24 protein-coding genes are annotated in these 26,373 nt (G+C 65.0%); 9 read left to right on the top strand and 15 right to left on the bottom strand.

The genetic code is table 11. The features are described 5' to 3' along the window. Positions 1-46: 46 nt before the first annotated feature. From ACO05N_RS14835 to ACO05N_RS14795, 9 genes are all read right to left on the bottom strand, one after another. Positions 47-1,096 (bottom strand): DUF5694 domain-containing protein, encoded by a 1,050-nt coding sequence (locus ACO05N_RS14835; protein WP_422057839.1) that lies wholly within the window; start codon positions 1,094-1,096, stop codon positions 47-49. Positions 1,097-1,127: 31 nt separating this feature from the next. After that, positions 1,128-1,733: a bifunctional 4-hydroxy-2-oxoglutarate aldolase/2-dehydro-3-deoxy-phosphogluconate aldolase gene (gene eda / locus ACO05N_RS14830; RefSeq protein ID WP_422057838.1), complete on the bottom strand. Its 606-nt coding sequence runs from the start codon at positions 1,731-1,733 to the stop codon at positions 1,128-1,130. After that, positions 1,730-2,701 (bottom strand): glucokinase, encoded by a 972-nt coding sequence (gene glk / locus ACO05N_RS14825; protein ID WP_422057837.1) that lies wholly within the window; start codon positions 2,699-2,701, stop codon positions 1,730-1,732. Before glk ends, eda begins: the two co-directional genes overlap by 4 nt. A 23-nt stretch (positions 2,702-2,724) precedes the next feature. Beyond that, positions 2,725-4,548, bottom strand: a complete 1,824-nt coding sequence (edd, locus tag ACO05N_RS14820) for a phosphogluconate dehydratase (protein ID WP_422057836.1) — start codon at positions 4,546-4,548, stop codon at positions 2,725-2,727. Between the two features lie 5 nt (positions 4,549-4,553). Beyond that, positions 4,554-5,261 (bottom strand): 6-phosphogluconolactonase, encoded by a 708-nt coding sequence (gene pgl, locus ACO05N_RS14815; RefSeq protein WP_066662580.1) that lies wholly within the window; start codon positions 5,259-5,261, stop codon positions 4,554-4,556. A gap of 42 nt (positions 5,262-5,303) precedes the next feature. Next, complete coding sequence (zwf, locus tag ACO05N_RS14810; protein WP_422057835.1) at positions 5,304-6,761, bottom strand: glucose-6-phosphate dehydrogenase; 1,458 nt, start codon at positions 6,759-6,761, stop codon at positions 5,304-5,306. Positions 6,762-6,837: 76 nt separating this feature from the next. Then, complete coding sequence (gene argC / locus ACO05N_RS14805) at positions 6,838-7,770, bottom strand: N-acetyl-gamma-glutamyl-phosphate reductase (RefSeq protein WP_422057834.1); 933 nt, start codon at positions 7,768-7,770, stop codon at positions 6,838-6,840. After that, positions 7,767-8,147 carry an SH3 domain-containing protein gene (locus ACO05N_RS14800; protein WP_422057833.1) on the bottom strand — a complete coding sequence of 127 codons (381 nt, stop codon included), beginning with the start codon at positions 8,145-8,147 and terminating at the stop codon, positions 7,767-7,769. Before ACO05N_RS14800 ends, argC begins: the two co-directional genes overlap by 4 nt. Then, complete coding sequence (locus tag ACO05N_RS14795; RefSeq protein ID WP_422057832.1) at positions 8,077-8,439, bottom strand: MarR family transcriptional regulator; 363 nt, start codon at positions 8,437-8,439, stop codon at positions 8,077-8,079. Before ACO05N_RS14795 ends, ACO05N_RS14800 begins: the two co-directional genes overlap by 71 nt. Positions 8,440-8,641: 202 nt before the next feature. Here ACO05N_RS14795 and secG point away from each other — a divergent pair, with 202 nt between their 5' ends. Next, a complete protein-coding gene (gene secG, locus ACO05N_RS14790) occupies positions 8,642-8,980 on the top strand; it encodes a preprotein translocase subunit SecG (protein ID WP_422058763.1) in 339 nt (112 codons plus the stop codon). 83 nt (positions 8,981-9,063) lie between these two features. After that, entirely contained in the window at positions 9,064-10,701 is a 1,638-nt protein-coding gene (locus ACO05N_RS14785; RefSeq protein WP_422057831.1) for a CTP synthase, read from the top strand. A gap of 107 nt (positions 10,702-10,808) precedes the next feature. Here the strand turns inward: ACO05N_RS14785 and ACO05N_RS14780 are convergent, their stop codons facing one another. Beyond that, positions 10,809-11,273: an Hsp20 family protein gene (locus tag ACO05N_RS14780; protein WP_066662567.1), complete on the bottom strand. Its 465-nt coding sequence runs from the start codon at positions 11,271-11,273 to the stop codon at positions 10,809-10,811. 248 nt (positions 11,274-11,521) lie between these two features. Between ACO05N_RS14780 and ACO05N_RS14775 the strand changes: the two genes are divergently transcribed. Further along, on the top strand, positions 11,522-14,008 hold the full coding sequence (locus ACO05N_RS14775; protein ID WP_422057830.1) for a TonB-dependent receptor: 2,487 nt from the start codon (positions 11,522-11,524) through the stop codon (positions 14,006-14,008). 95 nt (positions 14,009-14,103) lie between these two features. Here the strand turns inward: ACO05N_RS14775 and ACO05N_RS14770 are convergent, their stop codons facing one another. Further along, entirely contained in the window at positions 14,104-14,316 is a 213-nt protein-coding gene (locus ACO05N_RS14770; protein ID WP_422057829.1) for a hypothetical protein, read from the bottom strand. Between the two features lie 15 nt (positions 14,317-14,331). After that, complete coding sequence (locus tag ACO05N_RS14765) at positions 14,332-14,601, bottom strand: hypothetical protein (RefSeq protein WP_422057828.1); 270 nt, start codon at positions 14,599-14,601, stop codon at positions 14,332-14,334. A 321-nt stretch (positions 14,602-14,922) separates the two neighbouring features. Between ACO05N_RS14765 and ACO05N_RS14760 the strand changes: the two genes are divergently transcribed. The 5 genes from ACO05N_RS14760 to ACO05N_RS14740 all read left to right on the top strand — a co-directional run bounded on the left by ACO05N_RS14760 (position 14,923) and on the right by ACO05N_RS14740 (position 22,599). Then, positions 14,923-16,173, top strand: coding sequence for a lipoprotein-releasing ABC transporter permease subunit (locus ACO05N_RS14760; protein ID WP_422057827.1), 1,251 nt, complete (start codon positions 14,923-14,925; stop codon positions 16,171-16,173). Beyond that, positions 16,166-16,849 carry an ABC transporter ATP-binding protein gene (locus ACO05N_RS14755; protein WP_066662556.1) on the top strand — a complete coding sequence of 228 codons (684 nt, stop codon included), beginning with the start codon at positions 16,166-16,168 and terminating at the stop codon, positions 16,847-16,849. Before ACO05N_RS14760 ends, ACO05N_RS14755 begins: the two co-directional genes overlap by 8 nt. Beyond that, entirely contained in the window at positions 16,846-17,325 is a 480-nt protein-coding gene (locus ACO05N_RS14750; RefSeq protein ID WP_422057826.1) for a glutathione peroxidase, read from the top strand. Before ACO05N_RS14755 ends, ACO05N_RS14750 begins: the two co-directional genes overlap by 4 nt. Before the next feature lie 111 nt (positions 17,326-17,436). After that, on the top strand, positions 17,437-20,919 hold the full coding sequence (dnaE, locus tag ACO05N_RS14745; protein ID WP_422057825.1) for a DNA polymerase III subunit alpha: 3,483 nt from the start codon (positions 17,437-17,439) through the stop codon (positions 20,917-20,919). An 81-nt stretch (positions 20,920-21,000) separates the two neighbouring features. Then, complete coding sequence (locus tag ACO05N_RS14740; protein ID WP_422057824.1) at positions 21,001-22,599, top strand: long-chain fatty acid--CoA ligase; 1,599 nt, start codon at positions 21,001-21,003, stop codon at positions 22,597-22,599. A gap of 17 nt (positions 22,600-22,616) precedes the next feature. On the opposite strand, the gene ACO05N_RS14735 is transcribed toward ACO05N_RS14740, so the two are convergent. Continuing rightward, on the bottom strand, positions 22,617-23,159 hold the full coding sequence (locus ACO05N_RS14735) for a DUF4199 domain-containing protein (protein WP_422057823.1): 543 nt from the start codon (positions 23,157-23,159) through the stop codon (positions 22,617-22,619). Positions 23,160-23,262: 103 nt separating this feature from the next. Continuing rightward, positions 23,263-23,706 carry a response regulator transcription factor gene (locus tag ACO05N_RS14730; protein ID WP_422057822.1) on the bottom strand — a complete coding sequence of 148 codons (444 nt, stop codon included), beginning with the start codon at positions 23,704-23,706 and terminating at the stop codon, positions 23,263-23,265. Positions 23,707-23,819: 113 nt separating this feature from the next. Here ACO05N_RS14730 and ACO05N_RS14725 point away from each other — a divergent pair, with 113 nt between their 5' ends. Continuing rightward, positions 23,820-25,244 carry a hypothetical protein gene (locus ACO05N_RS14725; RefSeq protein ID WP_422057821.1) on the top strand — a complete coding sequence of 475 codons (1,425 nt, stop codon included), beginning with the start codon at positions 23,820-23,822 and terminating at the stop codon, positions 25,242-25,244. Here the strand turns inward: ACO05N_RS14725 and ACO05N_RS14720 are convergent. After that, complete coding sequence (locus tag ACO05N_RS14720) at positions 25,241-26,311, bottom strand: PA0069 family radical SAM protein (RefSeq protein ID WP_422057820.1); 1,071 nt, start codon at positions 26,309-26,311, stop codon at positions 25,241-25,243. The genes ACO05N_RS14725 and ACO05N_RS14720 overlap by 4 nt on opposite strands. Positions 26,312-26,373: the final 62 nt, after the last annotated feature.

Here is a 26,373-nt window from a genome sequence, read left to right as displayed (position 1 = left end):
GTGCCGTGTGTCGTCAGGGGTAGCGCTAACAGCGCCCGAGTGCATGCTATTTCAGCACGGACTCCACATCGACCAGCTGCACATCGTGCATCTGGCGCAGATAGGCGTCGAAATAGGGCTTGTGCGAGGCGCCAACGATGGTCAGCACGCGCGAACCCGGTGCAGACACCAGCGTTTCGCGGATATTGGCGACCATGCGCAAATTCCGCACTTCCCAGCCGCCGACATATTGCCGCCCGAAGCGCTGGGGTGACGGGTCGCGGAGCGCCGCGCCGAAATCGCTTTGATAAATCAGCGCGAAGGTACGGGGATCATTATAACCGCGATAGGCGGCGAGCAGTCCGCCGGGTGCTTTCATGCCCGCCATCAGCTTGGCATCGGCGGCCTTGCGCTGCTTGCTTGCCGCATTGTCCCATTGCGCCTGGATCGCGGCGCCAAATGCCGCCTCGTCGGAAATCACGAAGTCCGATGTGTGGTCGTCGACATAATGCAGCCGCTCGAGGCCGAGGCGCGCGGCGAGTTGCGCGGCGATCGCATAATCTTCGTTGTGCCGGACGCGGACCTTTTCCAGCACTTCGACCAGCGCGGCGTCGAGGCCGTCGCCGGGATGGCGTTCGCCCTCGGGCAGGCGGAGCCATTGGACCAGCGCAGATGCGCGTTCGCCCGCGGCGAGGAAGGTCGCGGCAAGCCGCCGCCGTGCGGCGGGCGTCGGGGTCGGGCCGCGGGCGGCGAGCAGCCGTTCGGATTCCACGACGGCTTCGGTGTCGGTGAGGCCGGTCGCGGCCCGGGCCGGCGCTGGATCCCAGCAATAGTCCGCAACGCTACTGGTCCACCGTCCCGGATAGGTACGCAGATAAGCGCATTGCGCGCCCGACAGCGCCTCGATCGTGATGATCTGGGGGCGATATGCGGCCAGCTTGTCGAGCAGCGGGCGCCAGCTTTCGGGATATTGATCGGCGGGAATGCCGGACAGGTGCGGCGTGCCCAGCACCAGCACCTGGTTCGGCGGGACGACCGGCGGTTTCTCGCGGCCGGGGTCGAAGACCTGCGGCAATCCGGCGGCGAGGGTGACAAGGGTGACGACGGGTGCGAACATTCAGCTGTATTACATGAATAATACAGTCAGGTCAACGCATCCCCGCCGCCTCGCGCGCCAGCGCCTCGACTTCGGCCATGCTGGCGCCCTTGGGCGTGACCCAGCTGCCGCCGACGCACAGGACCGGGTCGAAGCCGAGCCAGTCGGGGGCGGTCGCGGCGCTGATGCCGCCGGTGGGGCAGAACTTCGCTTCGTAAAACGGCGCGGCGAGTGCCTTGAGCGCCTTCAGACCACCGCTGGTTTCCGCCGGGAAGAATTTGAAGTGGCGCAGGCCGAGGTCGTAGCCGCGCATGATGTCGCCGGCATTGGCGATGCCGGGCAGGAACGGCACGCCGCTCTCGACGGTCACCTGACCGAGGCGATCGGTCAGGCCCGGCGAGACGATGAACTCGGCGCCCGCGTCCATCACGCGCGCGAACTGATCGGTGTTGACGACGGTGCCGGCGCCGACGATCGCGCCTTCGACCTTCTTCATCTCGCGGATCGCGTCGAGCGCGGCAGGGGTGCGCATGGTCACCTCGAGCACCTTGAGACCACCGGCGACCAGCGCTTCGGCGAGGGGCTTAGCGGTCGCCGCGTCGTCGATGACAAGGACGGGAATGACCGCGCTGGTCCGCATGATGGTTTCGATGGTCATTGCGTATGCTCCTGCGCATAGGCCGCCGCCGCGCCATAGAGGCCGGGCTGGGGGTGGGTGATCAGCTTGACGGGGATCGAGGACATCAATCCCTGGAAGCGCCCCTTTGCGACGAAACGCTGGGCAAATCCAGAGCCGAGCAGGTGATCCTTGAGCCGGAAGCCGAGGCCGCCCGCGATGACGACGCCGGTCGGGCCATGCGCGAGTGCGAGGTCGCCGGCGACCGCGCCGAGGCTGAGGCAAAAGCGGTCGAGCGCGGCGACGGCGAGGCTGTCCTTGCCCTCCAGCGCGAGGGTCCAGATTTCCTTGTCCGACAGGCTGTGGACCGCCTTGCCCTCGATCTGCGCCAGTGTTTCGTAGATCGGCACGATGCCCGGGCCGGATACGATCCGCTCCGCCGAGACGCGGGTGTAGGTCGAGCGGAGGCGGCGGACATAGCCATCCTCGATGCTGTCGAGCGGGGCGAAATCCATATGTCCGCCTTCGGTCGCGATGACGTGATAGCCGCCGCTCGGGGGCCGGAAGACTTGCGCCACGCCCAGCCCGGTGCCGGGGCCGCACACGGTGATCGAGCCCTTCTCCGGCAACGCTGTCATCGGGCCGCACAGATGCACAAAATGCTCGTCGGGCAACTGGGCGACGGCATGGCCGACCGCGCCGAAATCGTTGATCAGGCTGTAGCTGTCGACGTCGAGCCGTTCGCGGATAAGCGGCGGGCGGATGATCCACGGGTTGTTGGTCAGCTTGATCAGCTCGTCATTGATCGGCGAGGCGATGGCGATCGCCGCCGCGCGCGGCATCGGGCGGTCGAACTCGCGGGCCGATGCCTGCCAGGCGAGCTGGAAGCTGGCATGATCGGCGGTCTTCTGCGTGACCGGATCGCCCAACGAAACGACGCGGCCATTCTCGACCTCGGCAATGGCGAAGCGGGCATGGGTCCCGCCGATATCGACCGCTACGACTTCCAAACGTCTTCTCCCTGTTCTTTTTCTCAGAGGCCGGCCGCGGCGAGCATTGCCGATCCGCCGGCCTCGGCCTCGCTGGCGCCGTGGCGCATCATCGCGAACAGCTCGCGGCCCGTGCCGAGGTCGGTCGGGGGGGCGGCGGCGAGGTCGCGCGCGTCCCATTCGGCGGGATCGACCAGCGCCTGCAGGACGCCTTCCTCCGCGCACAGACGGACGATGTCGCCGTCGCGCAGCTTGCCGATCGGGCCGCCGCCCAGTGCCTCAGGCGACAGGTGGATCGCGGCCGGGACCTTGCCCGATGCGCCCGACATGCGCCCGTCGGTGACGAGCGCGACGCGGAATCCGCGGTTCTGCAGGACGCCGAGCGGTGGGGTGAGCTTGTGCAGTTCGGGCATGCCATTGGCGCGCGGCCCCTGGAACCGCACGACGACGACCACGTCGCGGTCGAGTTCTCCGGCCTTGAACGCGTCCTGCACCGCCTGCTGCGTTTCGAACACGCGGCAGGGTGCCTCGATCGTCCAGCGGTCACGCTCGACGGCGCTGACCTTGATGCAGGCGCGGCCGAGATTGCCCGCGAGGATGCGGAAACCGCCCTCGGGCGAGAAGGGGGCGTCGATCGTGCGGACGATGCTGTCATCGCCGCTGGCATCGCCATGATCGGCCCAGGCGAGCGCGTCATTCTCCAGCACCGGCTTCTTGCCATAGGCGTCGAGGCCGTCGCCGAAGGTGGTCAGCGTGTCGCCATGGAGGATGCCGCCCTTGAGCAGCTCACGGATCACGAAGGTCGGGCCACCGGAATCCTCGAACCCGTTCACATCCGCCGAGCCATTGGGGTAGACGCGGGCGAGGAGGGGCACGCTGCGCGACAGACGGTCGAAATCCTCCCAGTCGATCAGGATGCCCGCGGCGCGGGCGATGGCGGGGAGGTGGATGAGGTGGTTGGTCGAGCCGCCGGTAGCGAGCAGCACGATTGCGGCGTTGACGATCGCGCGCTCGTCCACGACCTCACCGATCGGGCGATAATCGTCGCCGTCCCAGCCGATCTGGGGCAGCCGCTGCACCGCCGCCCTGGTCAGTTCCTGACGCAGCTTCGTGCCCGGATTGATGAACGACGCGCCGGGCACGTGCAGGCCCATCGCCTCCATCATCATCTGGTTGGAATTGGCGGTGCCGTAGAAGGTGCAGGTGCCCTTGCCATGATAGGCGGCGATTTCGGATTCGAGCAGCTCCTCGCGGCTCGCCTTGCCCTCGGCATAAAGCTCGCGGACCCGCGCCTTTTCCTTGTTGGCGATGCCGGTGCGCATCGGGCCGGCGGGGATCATGATCATCGGGAGATGGCCAAAGCGCAGTGCGCCCATCAACAGGCCGGGAACGATCTTGTCGCAGATGCCGAGCAGAGCGGCGCCCTCGAACGTATTGTGGCTGAGCGCGACTGCGGTCGACAGCGCGATGGTGTCGCGGCTGAACAGCGACAGTTCCATGCCCGAATAGCCCTGCGTCACGCCGTCGCACATGGCAGGCACGCCGCCCGCGACCTGTGCCGTCGCGCCAGCCTCCAGCGCCCAGATCTTCATCTGTTCGGGATAGCGATAATAGGGCGCGTGCGCCGACAGCATGTCGTTATAGGCCGTGACGATCCCGATATTCATCCGGTTCGCGGGCTTCATCGCGTCACGCTGCTCGTCCGTGCCGGCATAGGCATGGGCGAGGTTGGCGCAGCCCAATCCACGACGGCTGACGCCGCCCTCGCGCTGCTGATTCATCAGCGCGCGGTAGGCGTCGCGGCGTTCCTTCGAGCGTTCGATCACGCGATCGGTGACGGCGGCGATTTCGGCGTGGAGCGTCGGCATGGTGGTTACTCCAGCCAGTGGACGTCGACGGGCAGTTCGGTCTCCGCGAGGACGCGGCCGATCGGATAGCTGCTCGACGCGCCCTGCTTGATCGCTGCCTCCAGCACCTTGCGCTTCTCAGCGCCGGTGATCGCGATCATCAGCGACTTGGCGTTGGCGATGGCGGCGGACGACAGGGTGACGCGGGCGACCGGTGCTTCGGGCGGCAGCGGGTCGGGCATGACGCCCAGCGCGCGGCGCTCCTTGGGGCCGTTCAGCGCTTCGTCGAAATCGGGGCCGGGGAAGATCGAGGCGGTGTGGCCATCCGCACCCATGCCGAGCAGGACGAGGTCGAGCGGGAAGTGATGATCGGCGAGGCGCGCATCGGCGGCGCGGCCGGCGGCCTTATAATCATCGGCCTTTTCGCTCACCAAGGGAACGACGCGCGCGCCCTTGGGGATGAACACCTTGCCGAGGCCCGTGACGTTGGACAGCGGGTCGCCGAGCGGGACGATGCGGTCGTCGGTCGGGACGATCGTCACGCGCTTCCAGTCGAGCTTTGCCGCGGCGAGCTTTTCATAGACCGGGGCGGGGGTCTTGCCGCCTGCCAGCGCGATCACCGCGCCGCCGCGCGCGTCGATCGCGCTTTCGATGATGAAGGCAATGTCGCCGGCGAGGGCATCGACCCACTCGCCCGCTTCCTCATATTCCCACCATTCGATTTCTTCGGCCATTTTCAACTACTCCAGTGGGAAACCTTCAATCCGGTATGAGGTTTATTCGTTCCAGGTCACGCCGTCGCGTTCGGTGAGCGCGATGGCGGCGGACGGACCCCAGGTACCGGAGGCATAGGGCTTCGGCTTGACGTCCGCCATGTCCCAGCCGGCGCGGATCGCGTCGATCCAGGCCCATTGCGCCTCAACCTCATCACGGCGCACGAACAAGGTGGGGTCGCCCTCGATCAGGTCAAGCAATAGCCGTTCATAGGCGATCCGGCGGCGGGTGCCGGCGAATTCGGTATCGAGGCTGAGGTTCAGCGGCACTTCTCGCAGACGCACGCCGTCGCGGTCGAGCCCGGGTTCCTTGGCCATGACCAGCAGGCGGACATATTCCTCCGGCTGGATGCGGATGATCAGCGTGTTCGACTGGAGCACGCCACCGCGCTCCGCGAAGATCGAGTGGGGCACCGGCTTGAACTGTACGACGATCTCGCTGCGCCGTTCGGTCATCCGCTTGCCGGTGCGTAGGTAGAAGGGCACGCCCTGCCAGCGCCAGTTGTCGACATGCGCCTTGATCGCGACGAACGTTTCGGTCTTCGAAGGCTTTTCCAGCTCCTCGGCATAGCCCGCGACGATCTTGCCGGTCGATGCGCCGCCCGTGTACTGGCCGGTGACGGTCAGGTCGGCCGCGTCGCGCCCGGCGATCGGGCGCAGCGAGCGCAGCACCTTGACCTTTTCGTCACGGATCGCGGTGCCGTCGAAGCGGGCAGGGGGCTCCATCGCGATCAGCGCGAGCAGCTGGAGGATGTGGTTCTGGACCATGTCGCGCAGCGCGCCGACATCGTCATAATAGCCGGCGCGCCCCTCAAGCCCGACGGTTTCGCTGACCGTGATCTGGACATGGTCGATCCCGGCCGCGTTCCACACCGGTTCGAACAGCGAATTGCCGAAGCGCAGCGCGAGGATGTTCTGGACGGTTTCCTTACCCAGATAATGGTCGATGCGGAACGTGCGGTTTTCCGGGAAGACCGATGCGACCGCGTCGTTGATCTCGCGGCTGGACGGAAGATCGGTGCCGAGCGGCTTTTCAAGGCCGATGCGGACATCGTCACCGGCGAGCCCTGCCGAGGCAAGACCCTTGATCGTGGGTTCGAAGAATTTGGGCGCGGTCGACAGAAAGATGGCGAGGCCGCCAGAGATGTCGCCGAGCTTCTTCGCCAGATCGTCATAGCCTTCGATCGTCGACGCATCGAGCGGCTGGTACTGGACGCGGGCCAGGAACGCGGCGATCGCTGCGGCGTCCTTGCGGTCGGCGGGCAGATAGGTTTCCAGCGCCTTGGCACAGAAGTCGCGATATTCCGCGTCTGACAGCGTTGACCGCGCAGTACCCGTGATCGTCAGCGCCTCGGGCAGAAGATGATCCGCATGGAGGCCGTAGAGCGAGGGAATCAGCATGCGCTGAGCCAGGTCGCCCGTGGCTCCAAACAGCAGCAGCTTGCCGAAAGGCTGTCGCATCGATCCTCCCAATGTCATCGTCCCGCCGCCCTAGCAGCGGACAGGTGCGCTGCGAAGCGCGCATACCTATTCGGCGCTAAAGCACCAGTCCTGAAGTCTGGTCGAACCCGGCCATGATGTTGAGGTTCTGAACCGCGGCACCCGCCGCGCCCTTGCCCAGATTGTCCAGCGTCGCGATGAGGCGGGCCTGACCGCGATCGGCATTGGCGAACACGCGGATCGTCAGCCGATCGGTGCCGGCATCATCCTCGAGCCGCACCAAAGTCGCTTCCGTATCGTCGACCACGCGCACGATCGCCGAGTCGCGATAGGCGTCGGCCAATGTCTGCAGGATCTGGGCGGGCGAGGGTTTGCGGGGCAGGGCGGCGAGCGCCAGCGGCACTTCGACCAGCATGCCGCGATACGCATGGGCCACCGCAGGCATGAAGATCGGCGCGTGCTCCATACGGGCATGTTTCTGCATCTCGGGCAGATGCTTGTGATCGAGATTGAGGCCATAGGCGCGGAAGCCGGTGGGCTCAGATCCATCCTCGAACTCGGCGATCATCGCCTTGCCTCCGCCGGAATAGCCCGAGGCACCTCCGGCACTGAGCTGCCAGTCGGCGGGAATGAGGCCGGCGCGGACGAGCGGGCGCACAAGAGCGAGATAGCCGGTCGGCCAGCACCCGGGGTTGGATACGCGTGGCGCATCCGCAATCGCCTGCGCCTGAGACGGTTCCAGCTCGGCGAAGCCATAGGTCCAGCCGGGGGCGACCCGATGTGCGGTGGACGCATCGATGACGCGGGTCCGCGGGTTGTCGATCAGGGCCACAGCCTCCCGCGCCGGCTCATCGGGCAGGCACAGGATGACGAAATCGGCATCATTCAGCGCTGCAGCGCGCTTGGCCGCATTCTTGCGATCCGCATCGGTCAGCGCGATGAGCGCGATCTCATCGCGACCGGAAAGGCGTTCGCGGATCTCGAGACCGGTCGTTCCGGCCGCGCCGTCGATGAAAACCGAGACCGTCACGCCGGGATCCCCAGATCGGCAGCCATGACGTAGCCGACCAAGCCGTGATCCGGCGCGCTTCCCCAAGCCAGACCGCCGGACAGTTCGAGCGCCTCGAACCGATCGCCAGGGACGAGCGTCGCAAGCACCTCGCCGTCGGCGTCACGCGTTGTGCGCAGGACGGTCGGGCAGGCTGCGATCCGGATCAGCGGAGCGGCGTAATGCGGGGCAAAAACCCGGTCGGCGAGGCGCACATCGGCCAGATCGCGGCGCGCCGCTTCACGGCGAGGATCGATCTGAACCGAGCGGCCGGTGAGCGCGAATCGATTACGCCGAGGCGGATTCTCTGCCGTTGGTGCCGAGGGCGTCGCCGGTAACGAATTGTCCGAATTCTGCAAGAAACTCCGCCCCTTCCGGTGTCCGCGCGACGAAGATGTTCCGCTTATCGGTTTCGTCGCGCTGGCGGCGCAGATAGCTTAGAGCGCCCAATCTGTTCAAGGCGCGTGTGACTACAGGCTTGGACACGTTCAGCGCGCGCGCCAGTCCGCGGACCGTGTGCGGGCCAGGATCGAGATACACCAGCAGCATCAACGCCATCTGCCGATTGGTCAGATCGGGTTCGCCCGACCGTACATAATCGATCAATGTCGATTTCCACTGGTCCAGCGAATGGTCGGTCATGGCGTTCATCGCACTACTCGTCATTATCGTTACAGGTCCGCAAGAAACCGTTCCTTCGGGCATATTAACGCCCCGGTGGCCAACGGGTTTCAGCACGATGACGAAATGTTCCGTTTCGGTGACGATCCCGGAGTGCCCCGGCTGACGATCGGCGGTTGATCCGCGCCCCCGGGTTGCCTATGTGGCCGCTTTCCCGAGAAAGACCGCCATGCTGTTCACCTTCCTCCTCGTCGTTCACGCCATCATCGCCTTTCTGCTGGTGACGGTGATCCTGATGCAGAAGTCCGAAGGCGGTGGCCTGACGACCGGCGGTAGCCCGTCGGGCCTGATGTCGGCGCGCGGCGCGGCGAATTTCCTGACACGAGCGACGGCAATCCTGGCCGGTGCGTTCGTGGTGATGAGCATCACGCTGGCGGTGCTGGCGGCTACTCGCGGCGACAGTGCCATCGACACCAGCCGTGCCACCGCTCCGGCAACGCAGACCGCTCCGGCGACCCAGCCTGTTCCCGCAGCCCCTGCGGACAACAGCGCCGTCCCGCTCGCCAACTAAGCGGCATAATCGAACTTTATTTGGCGGCGCCCGGAGTCGGGCGCTTGCCCCAACTTGTGCTTGAAGGATAAGCGGTGACTCCCATGACGCGGTATATATTCATCACCGGCGGCGTGGTCTCCTCGCTTGGCAAGGGCCTCATGGCCGCCAGCCTCGCTGCGCTGCTGCAGGCACGCGGGTACAAGGTCCGTATCCGCAAGTTCGACCCCTATCTGAACGTCGATCCCGGCACGATGTCGCCGTATCAGCATGGCGAAGTCTATGTGACCGATGACGGGGCTGAGACCGATCTCGACCTTGGCCACTATGAGCGGTTCACCGGGGTTGCCTCACGCCAGTCGGACAATGTGACATCGGGTCGCATTTACAAGACGATCATCGAACGTGAGCGGCGCGGCGACTATCTGGGCGCCACCGTCCAGGTGATCCCGCACGTGACGGATGCCATCAAGGACTTCGCGCAGGCGGAGACCGATGATCTGGATTTCGTGCTGTGCGAGATCGGCGGCACCGTCGGCGACATCGAGTCGCTGCCGTTCATCGAGGCGATCCGCCAGCTCAAGAACGAGCTTGGCCGCGGCCAGTCGATCAGCATTCACGTGACGCTGGTGCCCTATATTGCCGCTGCCGGCGAGCTAAAGACCAAGCCGACGCAGCACAGCGTGCGCGAACTGGCGTCGCTGGGCGTACAGCCCGACGTGCTAGTATGCCGCGCTGAAAAGCCGCTGCCGGCGAGCGAGCGCGCGAAGATCGCGCAATTCTGCAACGTGCCCGCCAGCGCCGTCATTCCTGCGCTCGACGCGCCAAGCATCTATGCCGTTCCGCTGCAATATCATGCCGAGGGGCTGGACAGCGAAGTGCTGCGTGCATTCGGGATCGAGCCGGGCGCGGCGCCCGATCTGTCGCGCTGGACCGAGATTACCGACCGGCTGTTCAACCCGGAAGGCGAAGTGACAGTCGGCGTGGTCGGCAAATATGTCGGCCTGCCGGATGCGTACAAGTCGCTTAATGAAGCGCTCGTCCATGGCGGCATCGCCAACAAGGTGAAGGTCAACATCCGCTGGATCGACGCCGAGCTGTTCGAAAAGGGCGACGATGCCGAGGTCGCGGCCAATCTTGAGCCGTGCCATGCGATCCTTGTCCCCGGTGCATTCGGTTCGCGCGGCGCGGAGGGTAAGATCGCCAGCGTCCGCTTCGCGCGCGAGCGCAAGGTGCCCTATTTCGGAATCTGCTTTGGCATGCAAATGGCGTGCGTCGAAGGTGCGCGGAACATGGCCGGGATCGCCAACGCGTCCTCGACCGAGTTCGGGCCGACTGAAGAGCCGGTGGTCGGCATCATCACCGAATGGATGAGCAGGGACGGGATCGAGAAGCGCGAAGAGGGTGGCGATCTGGGCGGCACGATGCGGCTTGGTGCGTATCCCGCGAAGCTCGACGGCAATTCGGTCGTGGCGTCGATCTATGGCGGCGAGGCGATCAGCGAGCGTCATCGCCATCGGTACGAGGTGAATACCGGTTATCGCGAGCGGCTTGAGGCCGGCGGCCTGGTCTTCTCCGGAATGTCGCCCGACGGGATGTTGCCCGAAATCGTCGAACGGCCCGACCATCCGTGGTTCGTCGGCGTTCAGTTCCACCCGGAGCTCAAATCGAAGCCGTTCGATCCGCATCCGCTATTCGCCAGCTTCATCGAGGCGGCGGTGCGCCAGTCGCGACTGGTGTGATCGCAATCGCCTGATACAGGCTGCAAAAAGGGCGTCCGAACCGCAGTTCGGACGCCCTCTTTTGTGGCGATGCGCAAGGGGTCAGCGCACCGCCATGGGGTGTCACCTCAGGCGACGTCGCGATGTTCGATCGCGGTCTTTTCGGTGCCGCCGCCGATGGCGATCTTCTTCGGCTTCATCGCCTCGGGTACCTCACGCACCAACTCGATCACGAGCAGACCGTCGGTGAGGTCCGCGCTCTCGACGCGGACGAAGTCGGCCAGCTCAAAGCGGCGCTCGAACCCGCGATTGGCGATGCCGAGATGGAGCATCTGTGCGGGGTTGTTGTCTTGGGTCTCGCCCTTCTTGCCGGTCACCTGCAGCAGATTCTGCTGGGCGACGATCTCGATCTCGTCAGCCTTGAAGCCGGCGACGGCGATGGTGATCCGATAGCGGTCGTCCGACACGCGCTCGAGATTGAAGGGCGGATAATTCTCGCTGCTGGACTGGCGCGCGGTTGCTTCGAGCATGTCGAAGAGCCGGTCGAAGCCAATCGTCGAGCGGCGGAAGGGGGTCAAATCGATCTGACGCATAGCGTAATCCTCCAATGAGCAATTTCAACGTCTTGCGGCATCCGGCTCATCCGCGATGCCAAGTCTGCCCGGCCCTGACGGCGCCGAACGATTGAGATTTGGGGAGTGTCGTGCGGCTTTCAAGAGCGCCGAACCGAGAGAATATCGCGCCTAAAGCCCATCGATGCACTGGGAATAGAATTGCTTTCTGGCTAATGCCTACGCGATTGGTGGAGTTTAGCGCGACGACATCAAAAGGGGATCGGCACGTGAGTCTGACGACATTTTCATCGCTGTTGCTGGCCATCGCATCGCCAGCCGCGCTGGTCGAAGAAGCGAAGCCCGCACCAGCGCCCATCGCGGCGGTTGACGACACGGCCGAGCAGGATGCGAACACTGTGGTGGTGACCGCCCGCCGCCGGTCCGAGAATGTGCAGGACGTCCCGCTCGCCCTTTCGGTCGTCGGTTCGAAGACGCTGGAAGCGCGCGGCACGTACAACATCACCGGGCTGACCCAGCTGCAGCCGACGCTGCAATTCTATTCGCAAAACCCGCGCAATACCTTCATCAACATCCGCGGGATCGGCGCGCCGTTCGGGCTGACCAATGACGGGTTCGAGCAGGGCGTTGGCATCTATATCGACGACGTCTTCTATAACCGGATCGCCTCGGCCACGCTCGACTTCGTCGATGTCGAGCAGATCGTTACGCTGCGCGGTCCGCAGGGAACGCTGTACGGCAAGAACACCACGGCCGGGGCGATCAACATCACCACCCGCGCGCCGAGCTTCGAGTTAGAGGGCCGTGGCGAGATTTCGGTCGGCAACCTCAACTTCAAGCAGGGCAAGGCGTCGATCTCCGGCGCGCTGGCCGAGAACCTGGCGGCGCGACTGAGCGTCACCACGACGCATCGCCGCGGCACGCTGTGGAATACCTATTCCAAGACATGGATCCAGTCGCAGGACAGCATCGGTATCCGTGGGTCGGTGCTGTGGAAGCCGAGCGAGGATCTGAGCGTCACCTTTGCCGGTGACTGGAACTTGCAGGATCCGATCTGCTGCGCCTTCACCTACGGTGGCTATAGCCCGACGCAGCGCGCGGCGAACCGGCAATATCCGGCGTTGATTTCCTACTTCCCAGGTTATGCGCCGCCCAGCACTGATCCCTATGACCGGGTGACCGATGTCGATGCGCAGCTGTCGGCGCGCAACGAGATCGGCGGCGCATCGATCAAGGCGGTGTGGGATGTGAGCGAGGGCAACACGCTGACGTCGATCAGCGCGTGGCGCTTCTGGGATTGGACCCCGGCGAACGATCGCGATTACACCGGCCTTCAGGTTTATACCAAGGTCAACAATCCGACCGAGCAGAGCCAGTATTCGCAGGAATTCCGCTTCAATCATGAAGGGGACGGGTTCGACTTCGTGGTCGGCGCGTTCGCGTTCCACCAGAAGATCCGCACCAGCGGCATCCAGGAAACCGGACGCGACGCCAGCCGCTGGCTGCTCAACCCGACCAGCGCGCTGTCGACCAACCCGGCGGTGCTGAACAACCTGGTCGCGATCAATGATATCCGGCTCGATAACACCAGCCTGGCGCTGTACGGCAAGCTGAACCTGAAGCTCGGCGATCGCTTCACCGTCTCGCCCGGCATCCGCATCAACTATGACAAGAAGGACGGCCTGTATAACTCGGTCGTCACCGGCACGGCGTCGGACGGGACGCGGCGCGAGGTGTCGCCGGTGCCGGGCTCGCCCTATTACACCGACCCGTGGATCGCGGCGCAGCGCGGCATTCAGGCATCGCAATATTTCGAGCCGCAGTTCAGTGCGTGGAACCTCTCCTACGACCTCAACCTGCGCTATGAATTGACCGACGATATCAACGCCTATGCGACCTATGCGCGCTCGTTCAAGACCGGCGGCATCAACCTGAACGGCGTGCGCGCCGACGCCAATGGCGTTCCCAACGCGGCGGACTTCACGATCAAGCCGGAGAAGGTCGCTCACTTCGAAGTGGGCCTGAAAACCCAGTTCTGGGATCGCAAGGCGACGTTCAACATCACCGGCTTCTGGACCAAGATCAAGGATTTCCAGGCAAGTGTGAGCAACGGTCAGCTGGTCACCGTGCGCGGCTACCTGGCCAATGCGGAGAAGGTGAGCAGCAAGGGCGTCGAGGCGGACTTCTCGATCCGGCCGAGCGCGCGGTTCAACGCCTATATCAGCGGCGCCTATACCGACGCCAAGTTCGACAAATTCTGCGACGCACCGCCGCCGCCCGAACTGGCTGGCGGATCGACCACCGGCATCGTTCAGACCGGCAAGTGCACCTTCACCGGCACGGTCGGCGCGCCGGGGACGCCGGGTGCGGTCAGCCCGCCGATCTATGACGCGTCGGGCGCCGTGCTGCCGGGCGTGTCGAAATGGGCATTCTCCTGGGGTGCGGAGGCGAACGCGCCGGACAACGTGTTTGGCAGCGAGGGGCAGTTCTACTTCGGCTATGACGCCAGCTCGCGCTCGAGCTGGTCGTCCAACCCGTCGCCGTCGATCTACACCTGGGTGGACGGATATTCGCTGCACAATTTCCGCAGCGGCTTCCGGACGGACAAGTTCGACGTGTTCCTGTGGGCGCGTAACGCCTTCGACAAGGATTATATCGACCTCTACCTCGCGGGCACGGGAGGCAACACCGGCCTGATCGCGGCGCAGGTCGGCGATCCGCAGACCTTTGGCGGGACGATCAAGTTCAACTTCTGATCGCAATTCCGGTGTGGTGTCGTCCCTTGCACGCGGGATGGCATCGCCGGACAGGGGAGGGAGCCGGGATGGCTCCCAAGGCTTCCTCCCCGCCCTTAACAGGCATTTGATCGTGAGTTCAGCACCGCATCGGTGAGGCGGCGCGCTACCTCAGCACCGTCAACGTCGGAGAAATTCAAGTCGATCGACTTTTCACCGCCGGATCGCAGGTAAAAGGCTAACTCGCTGCCCATATGATCAGAATGTGAGCGAATAGTCTGTGATTCGATTTCAGCAATGGGGAAAGACTGAAAATAGATCGCATGCAATCGCGATCCCTGAATTCAGATCAGCTTTCCACGTCGCGCCCAGTGGAGAAGCAAGGGGGTTAAGAAAAAGACCGTGAACAGGGCCAGCATTGGCAAAGCAATATACGGGATTGGCCGCCATCGACTCGTGGTTGCCATATTCTCCCAACTGAAAACTTCCGCCAGTGAAAGATCCGAGAATGTCGCCCATCCCAGCATGAGGATCGCCGGCGGCAGCAGGTGCAGACGCAAAACTTTCGGCCAGTTTACACGTGCAATGGTGACTGTCGACTGTTCGGCGCTCATATTAGGCTGTTAGCCAGTTGCTTAAGCCGCGACAATGTCCGGAAATGCCAAAGGCCCGGGCCGTTTCCGACCCGGGCCCCTGCGTGACGATGCCTCGTCAGCCCCCTTAAGTGGCCACTTCTGCCCGCGCGTCCTTTGCAAGACGGGGCTGAAGAGCCTCCCCGAACCACGGCCTTTGCCATTGCTTCGTATGAGCGTGCTAGGATGGCGGCGGGCGGTTGTCACGGGGCGTTGACGTCACGGCGGCGGATTGCGGCAACGCTGTGTTTATTTGGCAACAGCGTGATTGCGCGCGCCTGCGCCACCCCCTAACACCGCGCCATGTTCCTTTCCCGATATGAACGCATGATCGCGCGCCGGTACCTGCTGCCGGGCCGGGGCGAGGCCTTTATCGCGCTGGTCGCGTCGATCAGCCTGGTCGCGGTGATGCTGGGCGTCGCCGCGCTGGTGATCGTTATGAGCGTGATGAACGGCTTTCGCGCCGAGCTGTTCGACAAGATCACCGGGCTCAATGGCCATGCGGTGGTGCAGGGCTATGGCGGCCAGCTGCGCGACTGGCGCGAGGTGGCGGCCGAGGCGCGCAAGACGCCGGGCGTGACGACCGCCACCCCGCTGATCGAGCAGCCGCTGATGGCGAGCTTTCAGGGGCGGGTTGAAGGCGTGCTGATTCGCGGCATGACGGTTGGCGACTTGCGCGCCAATCCGACGCTCAACCGCAATGTGGTGATAGGCCGGATGGCCGAGCTGACCCCGGATTGCGAATGCATCGCGATCGGGTCGCGGCTGGCGAGCACGCTGGGTGCGTCACTGGGCAGCAGTGTCCAGCTGATCAGCCCGCAGGGACCGACCACTCCGTTCGGCACGGTGCCGCGGATCGTGTCGTACCGCATTGCCGCGATCTTCGAGGTGGGCGTCTACGACTATGACAAGGCGTTCGTGGTCATGCCGATGGAGACCGCTCAGACATTGCTGCTGATGGGCGATTCGGTCAGCATGGTTGAGATTGACACCGAGGACCCCGACCGCGTCGGCGAAATTCTCGCCCCGCTGGCGCAGAAGGTGGTGCAGACCGCACAGCTTAGCGACTGGCGCACTCTCAACGCCACACTGTTCGAGGCGCTGGCGGTGGACCGGCTGGTGACCTTTACCGTGCTGTCGATCCTGATCCTGGTCGCGGTGTTCAATATCCTGTCGTCGCTGATCATGCTGGTCCGCGCCAAGACCCGCGATATCGCGATCCTGCGTACGATGGGCGCAACGCGGAGCGGGCTCATCAAGATCTTCGTGACCGTCGGCACCGCGATCGGTGGGCTGGGCATCGTTGCCGGCCTGATCCTGGGCTTCGTCCTGCTTTATTTCCGGCAGGGGGTGCTGAGCTTCCTAGGCTTCATCACCGGACAGGAAATCTGGGATCCCTCGATGCGTTACCTGACCGAATTGCCGGCCAAGACCGATCCGCTGGAGGTCGCCAGCATCGCGCTGATGGCGCTGGGCTTCAGCTTCCTTGCCACGCTCTACCCCGCGTTCAAGGCGGCGAGCACCGATCCGGTACAGGTGTTGCGTTATGAGTGAAGCCGTCCTCCAGACCCAGGGCCTGCGCCGCGCGTTCACCCAAGGCGACGCGACGATCGAGGTGCTGCGCGGCATCGACCTGTCGGTCGCGCCGGGCGAGATCGTCGCGCTGCTCGGTCCGTCCGGTTCGGGGAAGTCGACGCTGTTGCAGGCGGTCGGCCTGCTCGAGGGCGGGTTCGAGGGGTCGATCCGCATCGCGGGCATTGAGGTGGCGAAGCTGGAGAGCCATGCGCGCACGCTGACGCGGCGCGACAAGCTTGGCTTCGTCTATCAGTTCCACCATCTGCTGCCCGATTTCGACGCGACCGAAAATGTCGTGCTGCCGCAGCTGATCCAGAACGCGACCCATGCCGATGCGCGCGCGCGGGCAGAGGCGCTGCTGACCGCGCTGGGCCTTGGCCACCGGTTGACGCACCGACCGAGCCAGCTGTCGGGCGGCGAGCAGCAGCGTGTCGCTGTCGCCCGTGCGCTCGCCAACCGGCCGGCGCTGGTGCTGGCGGACGAGCCGACCGGCAATCTGGATGAAAAAACTGCAGATGTGGTGCTTGCCGAGTTCCTGCGACTCGTGCGCGGCGAGGGCGCGGCGGCGCTGATCGCGACGCATAATGAGCGGCTGGCGGCAAAGATGGACCGTGTGGTGCGGTTGCACGAGGGATTGCTGGAGGAAACGGCATGACGACGATCACCGAAATACCCGTCACCACCGCGAGCGGCGCGCTGGCGGACCTGTCGGAGTTCGCGGGCAAGGTGTTGCTGATCGTCAATGTCGCGTCGAAATGCGGGTTCACGCCGCAATATGCCGGGCTGGAGGGATTGCACCGCCGGTATGGCGAGCGCGGGTTCGAGGTGCTGGGCTTTCCGTGCAACCAGTTCGGCGCGCAGGAGCCGGGCGATGCGACGGAGATCGCGAATTTCTGTTCGTTGAGCTATGACGTCACCTTCCCGGTGTTCGGCAAGATCGACGTCAATGGCGCGGATGCGGCGCCGCTGTATCGTTGGCTGAAGAAACAGGCGCCGGGCCTGTTCGGGACCGAGGGGATCAAGTGGAACTTCACCAAGTTCCTGATCGACCGCGAGGGGAACGTCGTGGAACGCTACGCCCCGCAGACCAAGCCCGAGGATATCGCGGCGGATATCGAGCGCCTCCTCTGATCGTCACCCCGGCACAAGGCCGGGGTCACGACGTATGGTGCTGACGATTAGCTGTGGAAAACACGACCGGTTGCTTTGACCCTCGCGGGTTCGCGCACCTATAACCGCCCCATGCCTCATTCCGGTTTCGTGCCCCTTCGCGTCTTTTCCGCCTACACGATGCTGGAGGGTGCAATCGAGCCGAAGGCGATTGCTTCGCGCGCGCGGGAGCTGGGCTTTCCGGCGGCGGGACTGTGCGACCGCAACGGGCTCTATGCTGCCATGTCCTATTCGGATGCAGCGAAGAAGGCCGGGGTGCAGCCGATCGTCGGATCGCTGCTATGCGTCGAGCGGCCGGATGTGCCAGATGGCGTGACGCCGGCGCTCGATTGGCTGGCGCTGTTTGCGCAGGATGCCACGGGGTATGAAAATCTCTGCCACCTCGTGTCGATGGCGCATCTCGACCGGCCGATCGAGAAGGACGCGCATGTGCCCTTTGCGGCGCTGGAAGGGCGCACCGACGGGCTGATCGCGCTGACCGCCGGGCGAGAGGGCGGGCTGGCGCGGCTGTTCGCCGAGGAGCAGGATGAGGCGGCGCTGGCCTATGCCGACCGGCTGCAGGCGCTGTTCGGCGATAGGCTGTACATCGAAATCATCCGGCGGCTGGACGAGGTAGAGGGGCGCGCCGAGCCCAAGCTGCTCGACCTGGCCTATGACCGTGGCCTGCCGATCGTGGCGACCAATCCCGCCTGCTATGCCGTGCCCGATTTTCATCAGGCGCATGACGCGATGCTGTGCATTGCGGGCTCTGCCTATGTCGCGAGCGACGATCGCCAGCGCTCCTCGCCCGATGCGTGGATGAAGCCCGCGACCGAGATGAAGCGGCTGTTCGACGATTTGCCCGAGGCGATCGACAATACGCTGGTGGTCGCGCAGCGCTGTGCTTTTGCCGCGCCGAAGCGCAAGCCGATCCTGCCCAGCCTGGCCGGCGATATCGAGGGGGAGGCGGCGCAGCTGCGCGCCGATGCGCGAGCCGGGCTGGAGGCGCGGCTGGAGACGGCGGGGATCACCGATCCGGTCAAGCGGCAGAAATATTGCGACCGACTGGCGTTCGAAACCGACATCATCGTTCAGATGGGGTTCCCCGGCTACTTCCTGATCGTCGCGGACTTTATCAAATGGGCCAAGGCGAACGGGATCCCGGTGGGTCCGGGGCGCGGTTCGGGTGCGGGCAGCGTGGTCGCCTGGGCGCTGACGATCACCGATCTCGACCCGCTGGCTCTGGGCTTGCTGTTCGAGCGCTTCCTGAACCCGGAACGCGTGTCGATGCCCGACTTCGACATCGACTTTTGCGAAACCCGGCGCGGTGAGGTGATCCGCTACGTCCAGCAGAAATATGGGCGCAACCAGGTCGCGCAGATCATCACCTTTGGAACGATGAAGGCGCGCGCGGTGCTCAAGGACACCGGCCGCGTGCTGCAGATGAGCTATGGGCAGGTCGATCGGCTGGCGAAGCTGGTGCCCAACCACCCGACCGATCCGTGGACGCTGTCGCGGTCGCTCAACGGGGTGAGCGAGTTCAAGGCGGAATATGATGGCGCGAGCGATGTCCGTCACCTGATCGACCTAGCCATGCGGCTGGAGGGGCTGCCGCGCCACTCATCCACCCACGCGGCGGGCGTGGTGATCGGCGACCGACCGCTGGCCGAGCTGGTGCCGCTGTATCGCGACCCGCGGTCTGACATGCCGGTGACGCAGTTCGACATGAAATATGTCGAGGGCGCGGGGCTGGTGAAGTTCGACTTTCTCGGGCTCAAGACCCTGTCGGTGCTACAAAAGGCGGTCGACCTGCTCGCCGCGCGCAACATCAGTATTGATCTGGCCGCGCTCGGCTGGGACGATCCGGCGGTGTACGAGCTGCTCCAGCGCGGTGAGACGGTGGGCGTGTTCCAGCTCGAATCCGAAGGGATGCGACGGACGCTGACGGCGGTGCGGCCGACCAATTTCGGCGACATCATCGCGCTCGTCTCGCTCTATCGCCCGGGTCCGATGGACAATATCCCGATGTTCGGGCGGCGTAAGCAGGGCTTGGAGCCAATCGAGTATCCGCACCCGTTGCTGGAGGGGATCCTCAAGGAAACCTACGGCATCTTCGTCTATCAGGAACAGGTGATGCAGGCCGCGCAGATCCTGGCCGGCTATTCGCTCGGCGGCGCGGATTTGCTGCGCCGAGCGATGGGCAAGAAGATCAAGGCGGAGATGGACGCGCAGCGCGCGCTGTTCGTCGAGGGCTGTGCCAAGGTCAACAACATCTCCGAAGCCAAGGCGAACGAGCTGTTCGATTTGATCGACAAGTTCGCGGGCTATGGCTTCAACAAGTCGCACGCGGCGGCCTATGCGCTGCTTGCATACCATACGGCATGGCTGAAGGCGCATTATCCGCATGAATTCTATGCGGCCTCAATGTGCTTCGAACTCGGCCAGACCGAGAAGCTGGCGGTGTTCGTCGAGGATATGAAGCGGCTCGGCACGCCCTGCCTGCCGCCCGACATCAATGCGAGCGAAGCGGAGTTTTCCGTGGCCGAACATGGCGACGGGTTCGCCGTGCGCTATGCGCTGGCGGGTCTGAAGGGCGTGGGCGAGCGGGCGATGGAGCTTCTGGTCGAGGAGCGACAGGCCAAAGGCCGGTTCCAGAGCCTGGACGATTTCGCGCGGCGGGTCGACCCGCGCCTTCTCAACAAGCGACAGGTCGAGGCACTGGCCGGGGCGGGGGCGTTCGACAGCGTCGCGCCGGATCGCGCCAAGGTGCATGCTGCCGCTGAGACGATCATGGCGGTGGCGCAGCGCACGCACGAGAACCGCACCAGCGGGCAGGGCGGCCTGTTCGGTGAGGCCGAGCCGGTGGGATCGGCGATTCAGCTGCCCAAAAGCGCGCACTGGACGCTGGGCCAGCGGATCGAGGCGGAGAAGGAGGCGTTCGGCTTCTTCTTCTCCGCGCATCCGCTCGACCGCTACCAGCATCTCGCCAAACTGCACTCGGCGCGGAGCATCGCCAGCCTCAACGAGATCGAGATTGCCGAGGGCGGGCGCGCCGGTGCGACGATTGCCGCGCTGATCGAGGATGCGCGTTGGCGCACCTCTGCGCGCGGCAAGCGGTACATGATGGCTACGCTGTCCGACGCGAGCGGGACGGTGCCGTGCACCTGCTTCGAGGAGTTCACCGCCAAAGAGATGGAGGAGGCGGCGCGCGTTGGCGGGTGCGGCATCCTGACCGTCGAGCTCGACCGGCGACCGGGCGAGGACAGTGCGCGCGTGACGGTGCGCAAGGTGCAGCCGTTCGAGGGGATGGCGAAGGACGTGCGCCTGACACTGCGCATGGCGGTGCGTGAAGCCGGGGCGCTGGCGGCGGTCGCCAAGCTGCTGGAGGATGCGCGCGGCGGGCGGTGCGAGGTGGTGATCGACGCGCCGCTGCCCGATGGCGGGGAGGCGGAATTGGTTCTGGGACGCAACTTCCGGCTCGACGGCGAACTGGCGACGCGGATCGAGGGATTGCCGGGGATCGAGCGCGCCGAACTCAAGCCGACCGAGCAGCCGAGGCTGGCGCTGGCGAGCTGATACCGACCCCTTGCATCCCTGCGCTCGAACGGACAGGATGGCCTTACGAATACGGAAAGCCGTATAGATAAGGAGAGAGCGATGCTGGGCGCGATGCAGGATTTCGAGCTTCGGGTACCTCGGGTGATCGAGCATGCCGAGCGCGAATACGGATCGCGCGAGATCATCAGCCGCTGGGCCGATGGCAGTGAGACGGTGACGAACTGGGCGGGCATCGCGCGGGATAGCCGCAAGCTGGCGCAGGCGCTGGAACGGCGCGGAATCCGCAAGGGCGATCGCGTGGCGACGCTCGCGATGAACCACAGCCGTCACCTCGTTGCATGGCACGGCACGATCGGCATGGGCGGGATTGTCCACACGGTCAACCCGCGCCTGTTCGAAGATCAGCTCGCCTATATCGGCAACCATGCCGAGGATCGGGTTCTGATCTATGACCGGATGTTCCAGCCGATCGTCGACAAGCTGAAGCCGCAATGGAAGACGATCAAGCATTATATCGTGTTCGATGGTGACGGCCCGGACAGCTTCGAGGCCGTAATCGGCGCCGAGGACGGCAATTACAGCTGGGTCGAGGGCGACGAGCGCGAGCCGTGCATGCTCTGCTACACCAGCGGCACGACGGGCAATCCGAAGGGGGTGCTGTACACGCATCGCTCGTCGATGATCCATGCGATGGCGGAGCTGCAGCCGGCGGTGTTCGACCTGTCGACCCAGGCGGTGGTGTTGCCGGTGGTGCCGATGTTCCATGCGGTCGGCTGGGGCCTGCCCTTTGCCGCGCCGATGGCGGGGGTGAAGCTGGTCATGTCGGCGGTGAATGACGGCAAGACCTTGTGCGACCTGATGAATCGCGAGCGGGTGACGCACACCGCAGGCGTGCCGACGGTGTGGTTCGCGATGTTCCAGCACATCGACGCGACCGGCGAAGCGCCGCGGCATCTGAAGGTCGTGACGATCGGCGGTTCGGCCGCGCCGCGCGCGATGATCGAGCGGATCATGAAGATGGGCGCTCGGGTCAACCATGCCTGGGGCATGACCGAGACCTCACCGATCGGGACGATGGGCGCGCCGACGCACGACTGGGACGATCTGAGTTTCGAGCAGAAGGTCGAAAAGACGGTGTTTCAGGGGCGCGCGCCGTTCGGCGTCGAGCTGCGCACGGTGGATGAGGACGGGACGCTGCTGCCGCGCGATGGCGTCAGTTCGGGGCGGCTGCAGATCAAGGGGCCGTGGATCATCAAGCAGTATTTCCAGGACGCGAACGGCCCGTGCCTTACCGAGGATGGCTGGTTCGACACCGGCGACGTCGCGGTGCTGCATCCTGACGGCATCATGCAGATCACCGACCGGGCCAAGGATGTCATCAAATCGGGCGGCGAATGGATCAGCTCGGTCGAGCTGGAAAATGCCGCGGTCGGCTGTCCCGGCGTGGCGGAGGCTGCGGCGATCGGCATCCATCACCCCAAATGGGACGAGCGCCCGCTGTTGCTGGTGGTGCGCAAACCGGGGAGCGAGGTGACGGCGGAGCAGGTGCAGCAGCATTTGGCCACGCAGGTGGCGAAATGGTGGCTGCCCGATGAAATCCAGTTCGTCGCCGAACTGCCGCACACCGCGACGGGCAAGCTGCTCAAGACGGCGCTGCGCGAGCAGTATCGCGACTTCCGCTTTGCGGCGGCGGGGTGACCCGCCGCCGGTAACGGTCAGGCCCGGCGTTTGCGAAACGGGCGGGGCGGGGAGCCGAGCGTGGCGGCCGCGACCAGCGCGACGAGCAGGCCGATCGGGAGAATTTCGGTCAGGGTGATCAGCACGCGAAACATCGGGTTGGCGTAGAGTCCCTGCATCTGCGTCATCTGCGCCTGCAGAGCAGCCAACTCGCTGGCCGTTGCTCCGTCGGCGCGGCGTTCTTCGAGCATCCGCGCGCTCATATCCGCGATGAAGTCGCCGCCATTGATCGCCAGCACCGCCTCCCACGCGACGACGTAGAACAGGCTGGCAATCAGCGCGATTGCCGCGCCCATGCCGAGCGCGGGGAGGAAACGGATCACCCCGCCGCAGCGATCGTCGCGATACCGCTTCACCGCGACGAAAATGGCGGTGAAGGCGATCAGCATGATCAGATAGCCGATTGCCATGCCGACAGCGCCGCTGGGCGGATTGTCGGCCATCAGCGTGCCCATCAGGAAGAGCGGAATGGCGACGACAAAACCGGCGATCACGCCATAGGTCAGAATGATACGCTGCATGGTGGTTCCTCCTCTTGCTTCAGGCGGCCGCCAGTTGCGATCCGCAACGTACCTGGAGCAATCGCCCAAAGGGGTGATTTGGCCTCGCTCACCCCAATTTCGTTCAGGATAGCAGCCCGATCTCCCGCGCCCGCGCGATCGCGTCGGTGCGGCGTCGCGCGCCGAGCTTTTCGAACAGGCGCGCGACATGCGTCTTCACCGTGTTCGGCGACACGTCGAGCCGACGGGCAATCTCTTTGTTCGAGTAACCCGCCGCGAGTTCGAGGAGCACCGCCATCTCGCGCTCGCTCACCCCGAGCGACTTGCGAGCGTCCGGGTTGCCGGGCTCGCGCACGGGGGCCGGGTGCCCGTTCACACGCGCGCCGACATAAAGGCCGAGTGCGAGAAAGCCGATCGCGACGAGCAGCAGATAAAATTCGAACGACAGGGTTCGAGCCAGCCAGCGATAATCGAGCCACTGCAACAGCGCTGCCGACAGGGCGAGCAGCACGCCGTACAGCGCCGCGTGTCGCCACCAGAGCAGATCGGGCCAGCGTGCCTTCGCCATGCCCCCAGCATCGCCTTGTCCGTGGAGCAAGGCAAGCCGGTGCGTATTCGGCCCAAGCCCGCTCCCGGCGACAACATCTTGCCGCGCCGTGTTAATCATGTAATACACGCCGGATGCGAAACATTCGGTCATTCATCCCGCTGCTGGTGTTGGTCTGCGCAACGCTGGCCCCGTGGCATCAAGCTGCAGCGAACGCGCCGAAAGGGCCGACCGACGTTGTGCTGAGCCGCGCTAGCGACGGCGCGTGGCTGCTCGAATACCGATTCGCGCGCGCCGCACCGGCATGGTTCTTCGTTCGCTCGTCCAACGCCCTCGATGGCAAACCGTGGCGTGCACGGAGCTTGCAGGTCGAGACGCCGGGCGTTCGCCTTGAGCGCATCGGGCATTATGACGTGCTGGTGGGGGATGGGCGCCCACTGAGCTCGGTTCGCATTCGGGTCACGCCTTATGCGGATCCGATCATCGCCGATTATCAGCCGGTGCTCGCCTTCTCCGACGGCGGGGTCGGCATTTACAGCGATCATCACCTGCTTGCGCCGCTGGCATCGAGCGCAGCGGCGAAGGAGTTGCCACTCGACCTCAACGGATTTCCGTTCGAACAGGTGGCGACGCGGCTGACGGTCCGCGACCCGGGCAAGGCGCTGTTATTCGAGGGCAAGCTGTACCGCGACGCGGTCAAGCTGAAGCTCGAAAAGCAGCAAAGCTACATCTATTCCGGACCCGCACGCGCCGCCGCGACGCCCGCTTTTGTCGGTATCATCGACCCGGGCCTGCCCCAGTGGACGCGCGACGAATTGGACCGGTTCACACCGCGCCTGTTCGATTTCTACACGCAACGCCTGGGAAAACCGGCAGGTGCACGGCCGACATTGCTCGCCGCATGGGGCGGCACCGCGTTCAAGGGGGTGTCGCAGGGCGGCAGCGTGCTTGACGGCATGGTGGTGATGAACCTGAAGGGCGCAGGGATGGTCGACCCCAAGCCTGCCCTGATCGCGCAGACGCGATGGTTCATCGGACATGAGGGCGCTCATTTCTGGATGGGCCAGACCGTGCGTGCCAAACGCCGCAGCGAATCCTGGATGACCGAGGGCGCCGCCGACCTGATGGCAGTGCGCGCTCTGGCGCATTACGACCCGGCCTATGATGTGCGCGCACGGCTGCAGCGTTCGATCGACGCGTGCATCGCCGTCAATGGCAGCAAGCCGCTGTCGGGCGCGCTGGAGCGCGGCGAACATCGCGCGAATTACGATTGCGGCGCGGTGCTGATGATGGCGGCCGAAGGGGCTGCGCGAAAACGCGATGCCAAGAGCGACCTGTTCTCGTGGTTGCAAACCCTGATCGAACCGAACCGGAAAACGGGACTGGTGACTGCCGACGACTGGATCGGCGCATTCACAGCGGTAGACGGGGTGGGTGCGGCAGAGGTGCGGATGTTCCTCGACCGCGGCATGCCCGATCCGGCAGCGTTCATCGCCCAATTGCTGGAAACCAACGGGGTCGCGATCCGCCGGGACAGCGCACGCGTCATCCTGGCCTAGAACAACTCCCCCTGATCCTCCGCGGGTGGGCGGAACAGGTCGCGACGGAGCGGGGGGAAGGGCTGGTCGAGCCCGAACCGTTTCGCTGCAATCCGGAAGCGGGTGCGCAGCAGCTCCGCCCAGGGGCCTTGGCCGCGCATGCGGGTGTGGAAATTGGGATCGTTATCGCGGCCGCCGCGCAGGGACTGGATCGTCGCCATGACCTTGGCCGCTCGGTCTGGGAAATGTTCTTCCAGCCACGCGCGGAACAGCGGCGCGACTTCGTGCGGCAGGCGGACGGGGAGGAAGAAGCAGCCCAGCGCTCCGGCTTCCGCTGCGCGCTCCATGATGTGTTCGATCTCGTGGTCGGTGATTGCAGGGATGACCGGGGAGAGTGAAACAAAGGTCGGGATGCCGGCGGCGCGCAGCTTCGCCACGGCGGACAGGCGGCGTTCGGGGTGCGGGGCGCGGGGTTCGACGGTCATCGCGATTTTTGGGTCGAGTGAGGTGATCGACAGCATCACCGCCGCCAGCCCCTTTGCCGCCATCGGGCCGAGCAAGTCGATGTCGCGCGTAACCCGGTCGGACTTGGTGGTGATGGTGATCGGATGGTTGCACTCGGCCAGCACGGCAATGCAGTCGCGCGTGATCCGCCAGGTCGCCTCGATCGGCTGATAGGGATCAGTATTGGTGCCGAATGCGATCGGCTCACACACATAGCCGCGTTTCACCAGCGCGGCGCGGAGCAGGGCCGGGGCGTCGGGCTTGGCGAACAGCTTCGTTTCGAAGTCGAGCCCCGGGGACAGGTCATGCCAGGCATGGGTCGGCCGCGCGAAACAATAGATGCAGCCATGCTCGCAGCCGCGATAGGGGTTCACAGATCGGTCGAACGGGATGTCGGGAGACTGGTTGCGCGACAGGATCGTGCGCGGATGCTCGACGGTGACGGTGGTGCGCAGCGGGGGAGCAGCGCCGTCGATATCTTCCCGTGCGTCCAGCCAGTCCCCGTCGGCCTCACGCATCGGCAAGGCGAAGCGACTGCTTTCGCGGTTTTGCGTCGCGCCGCGGACCGGGCGGGGATTGGCCATGGCGTATCATAACGCGCCTGCCGGAACAAAGAAAGAACAAATGGCTGCGTGATGTCGTGCTC

Origin of the sequence: Sphingomonas sp., from assembly GCF_965227385.1 — a bacterium.
Classification (GTDB): Bacteria; Pseudomonadota; Alphaproteobacteria; order Sphingomonadales; family Sphingomonadaceae; genus Sphingomonas.
Note: the sequence above shows the minus strand (reverse complement) of the source record. Positions and strands in the feature narration are given on the sequence as shown.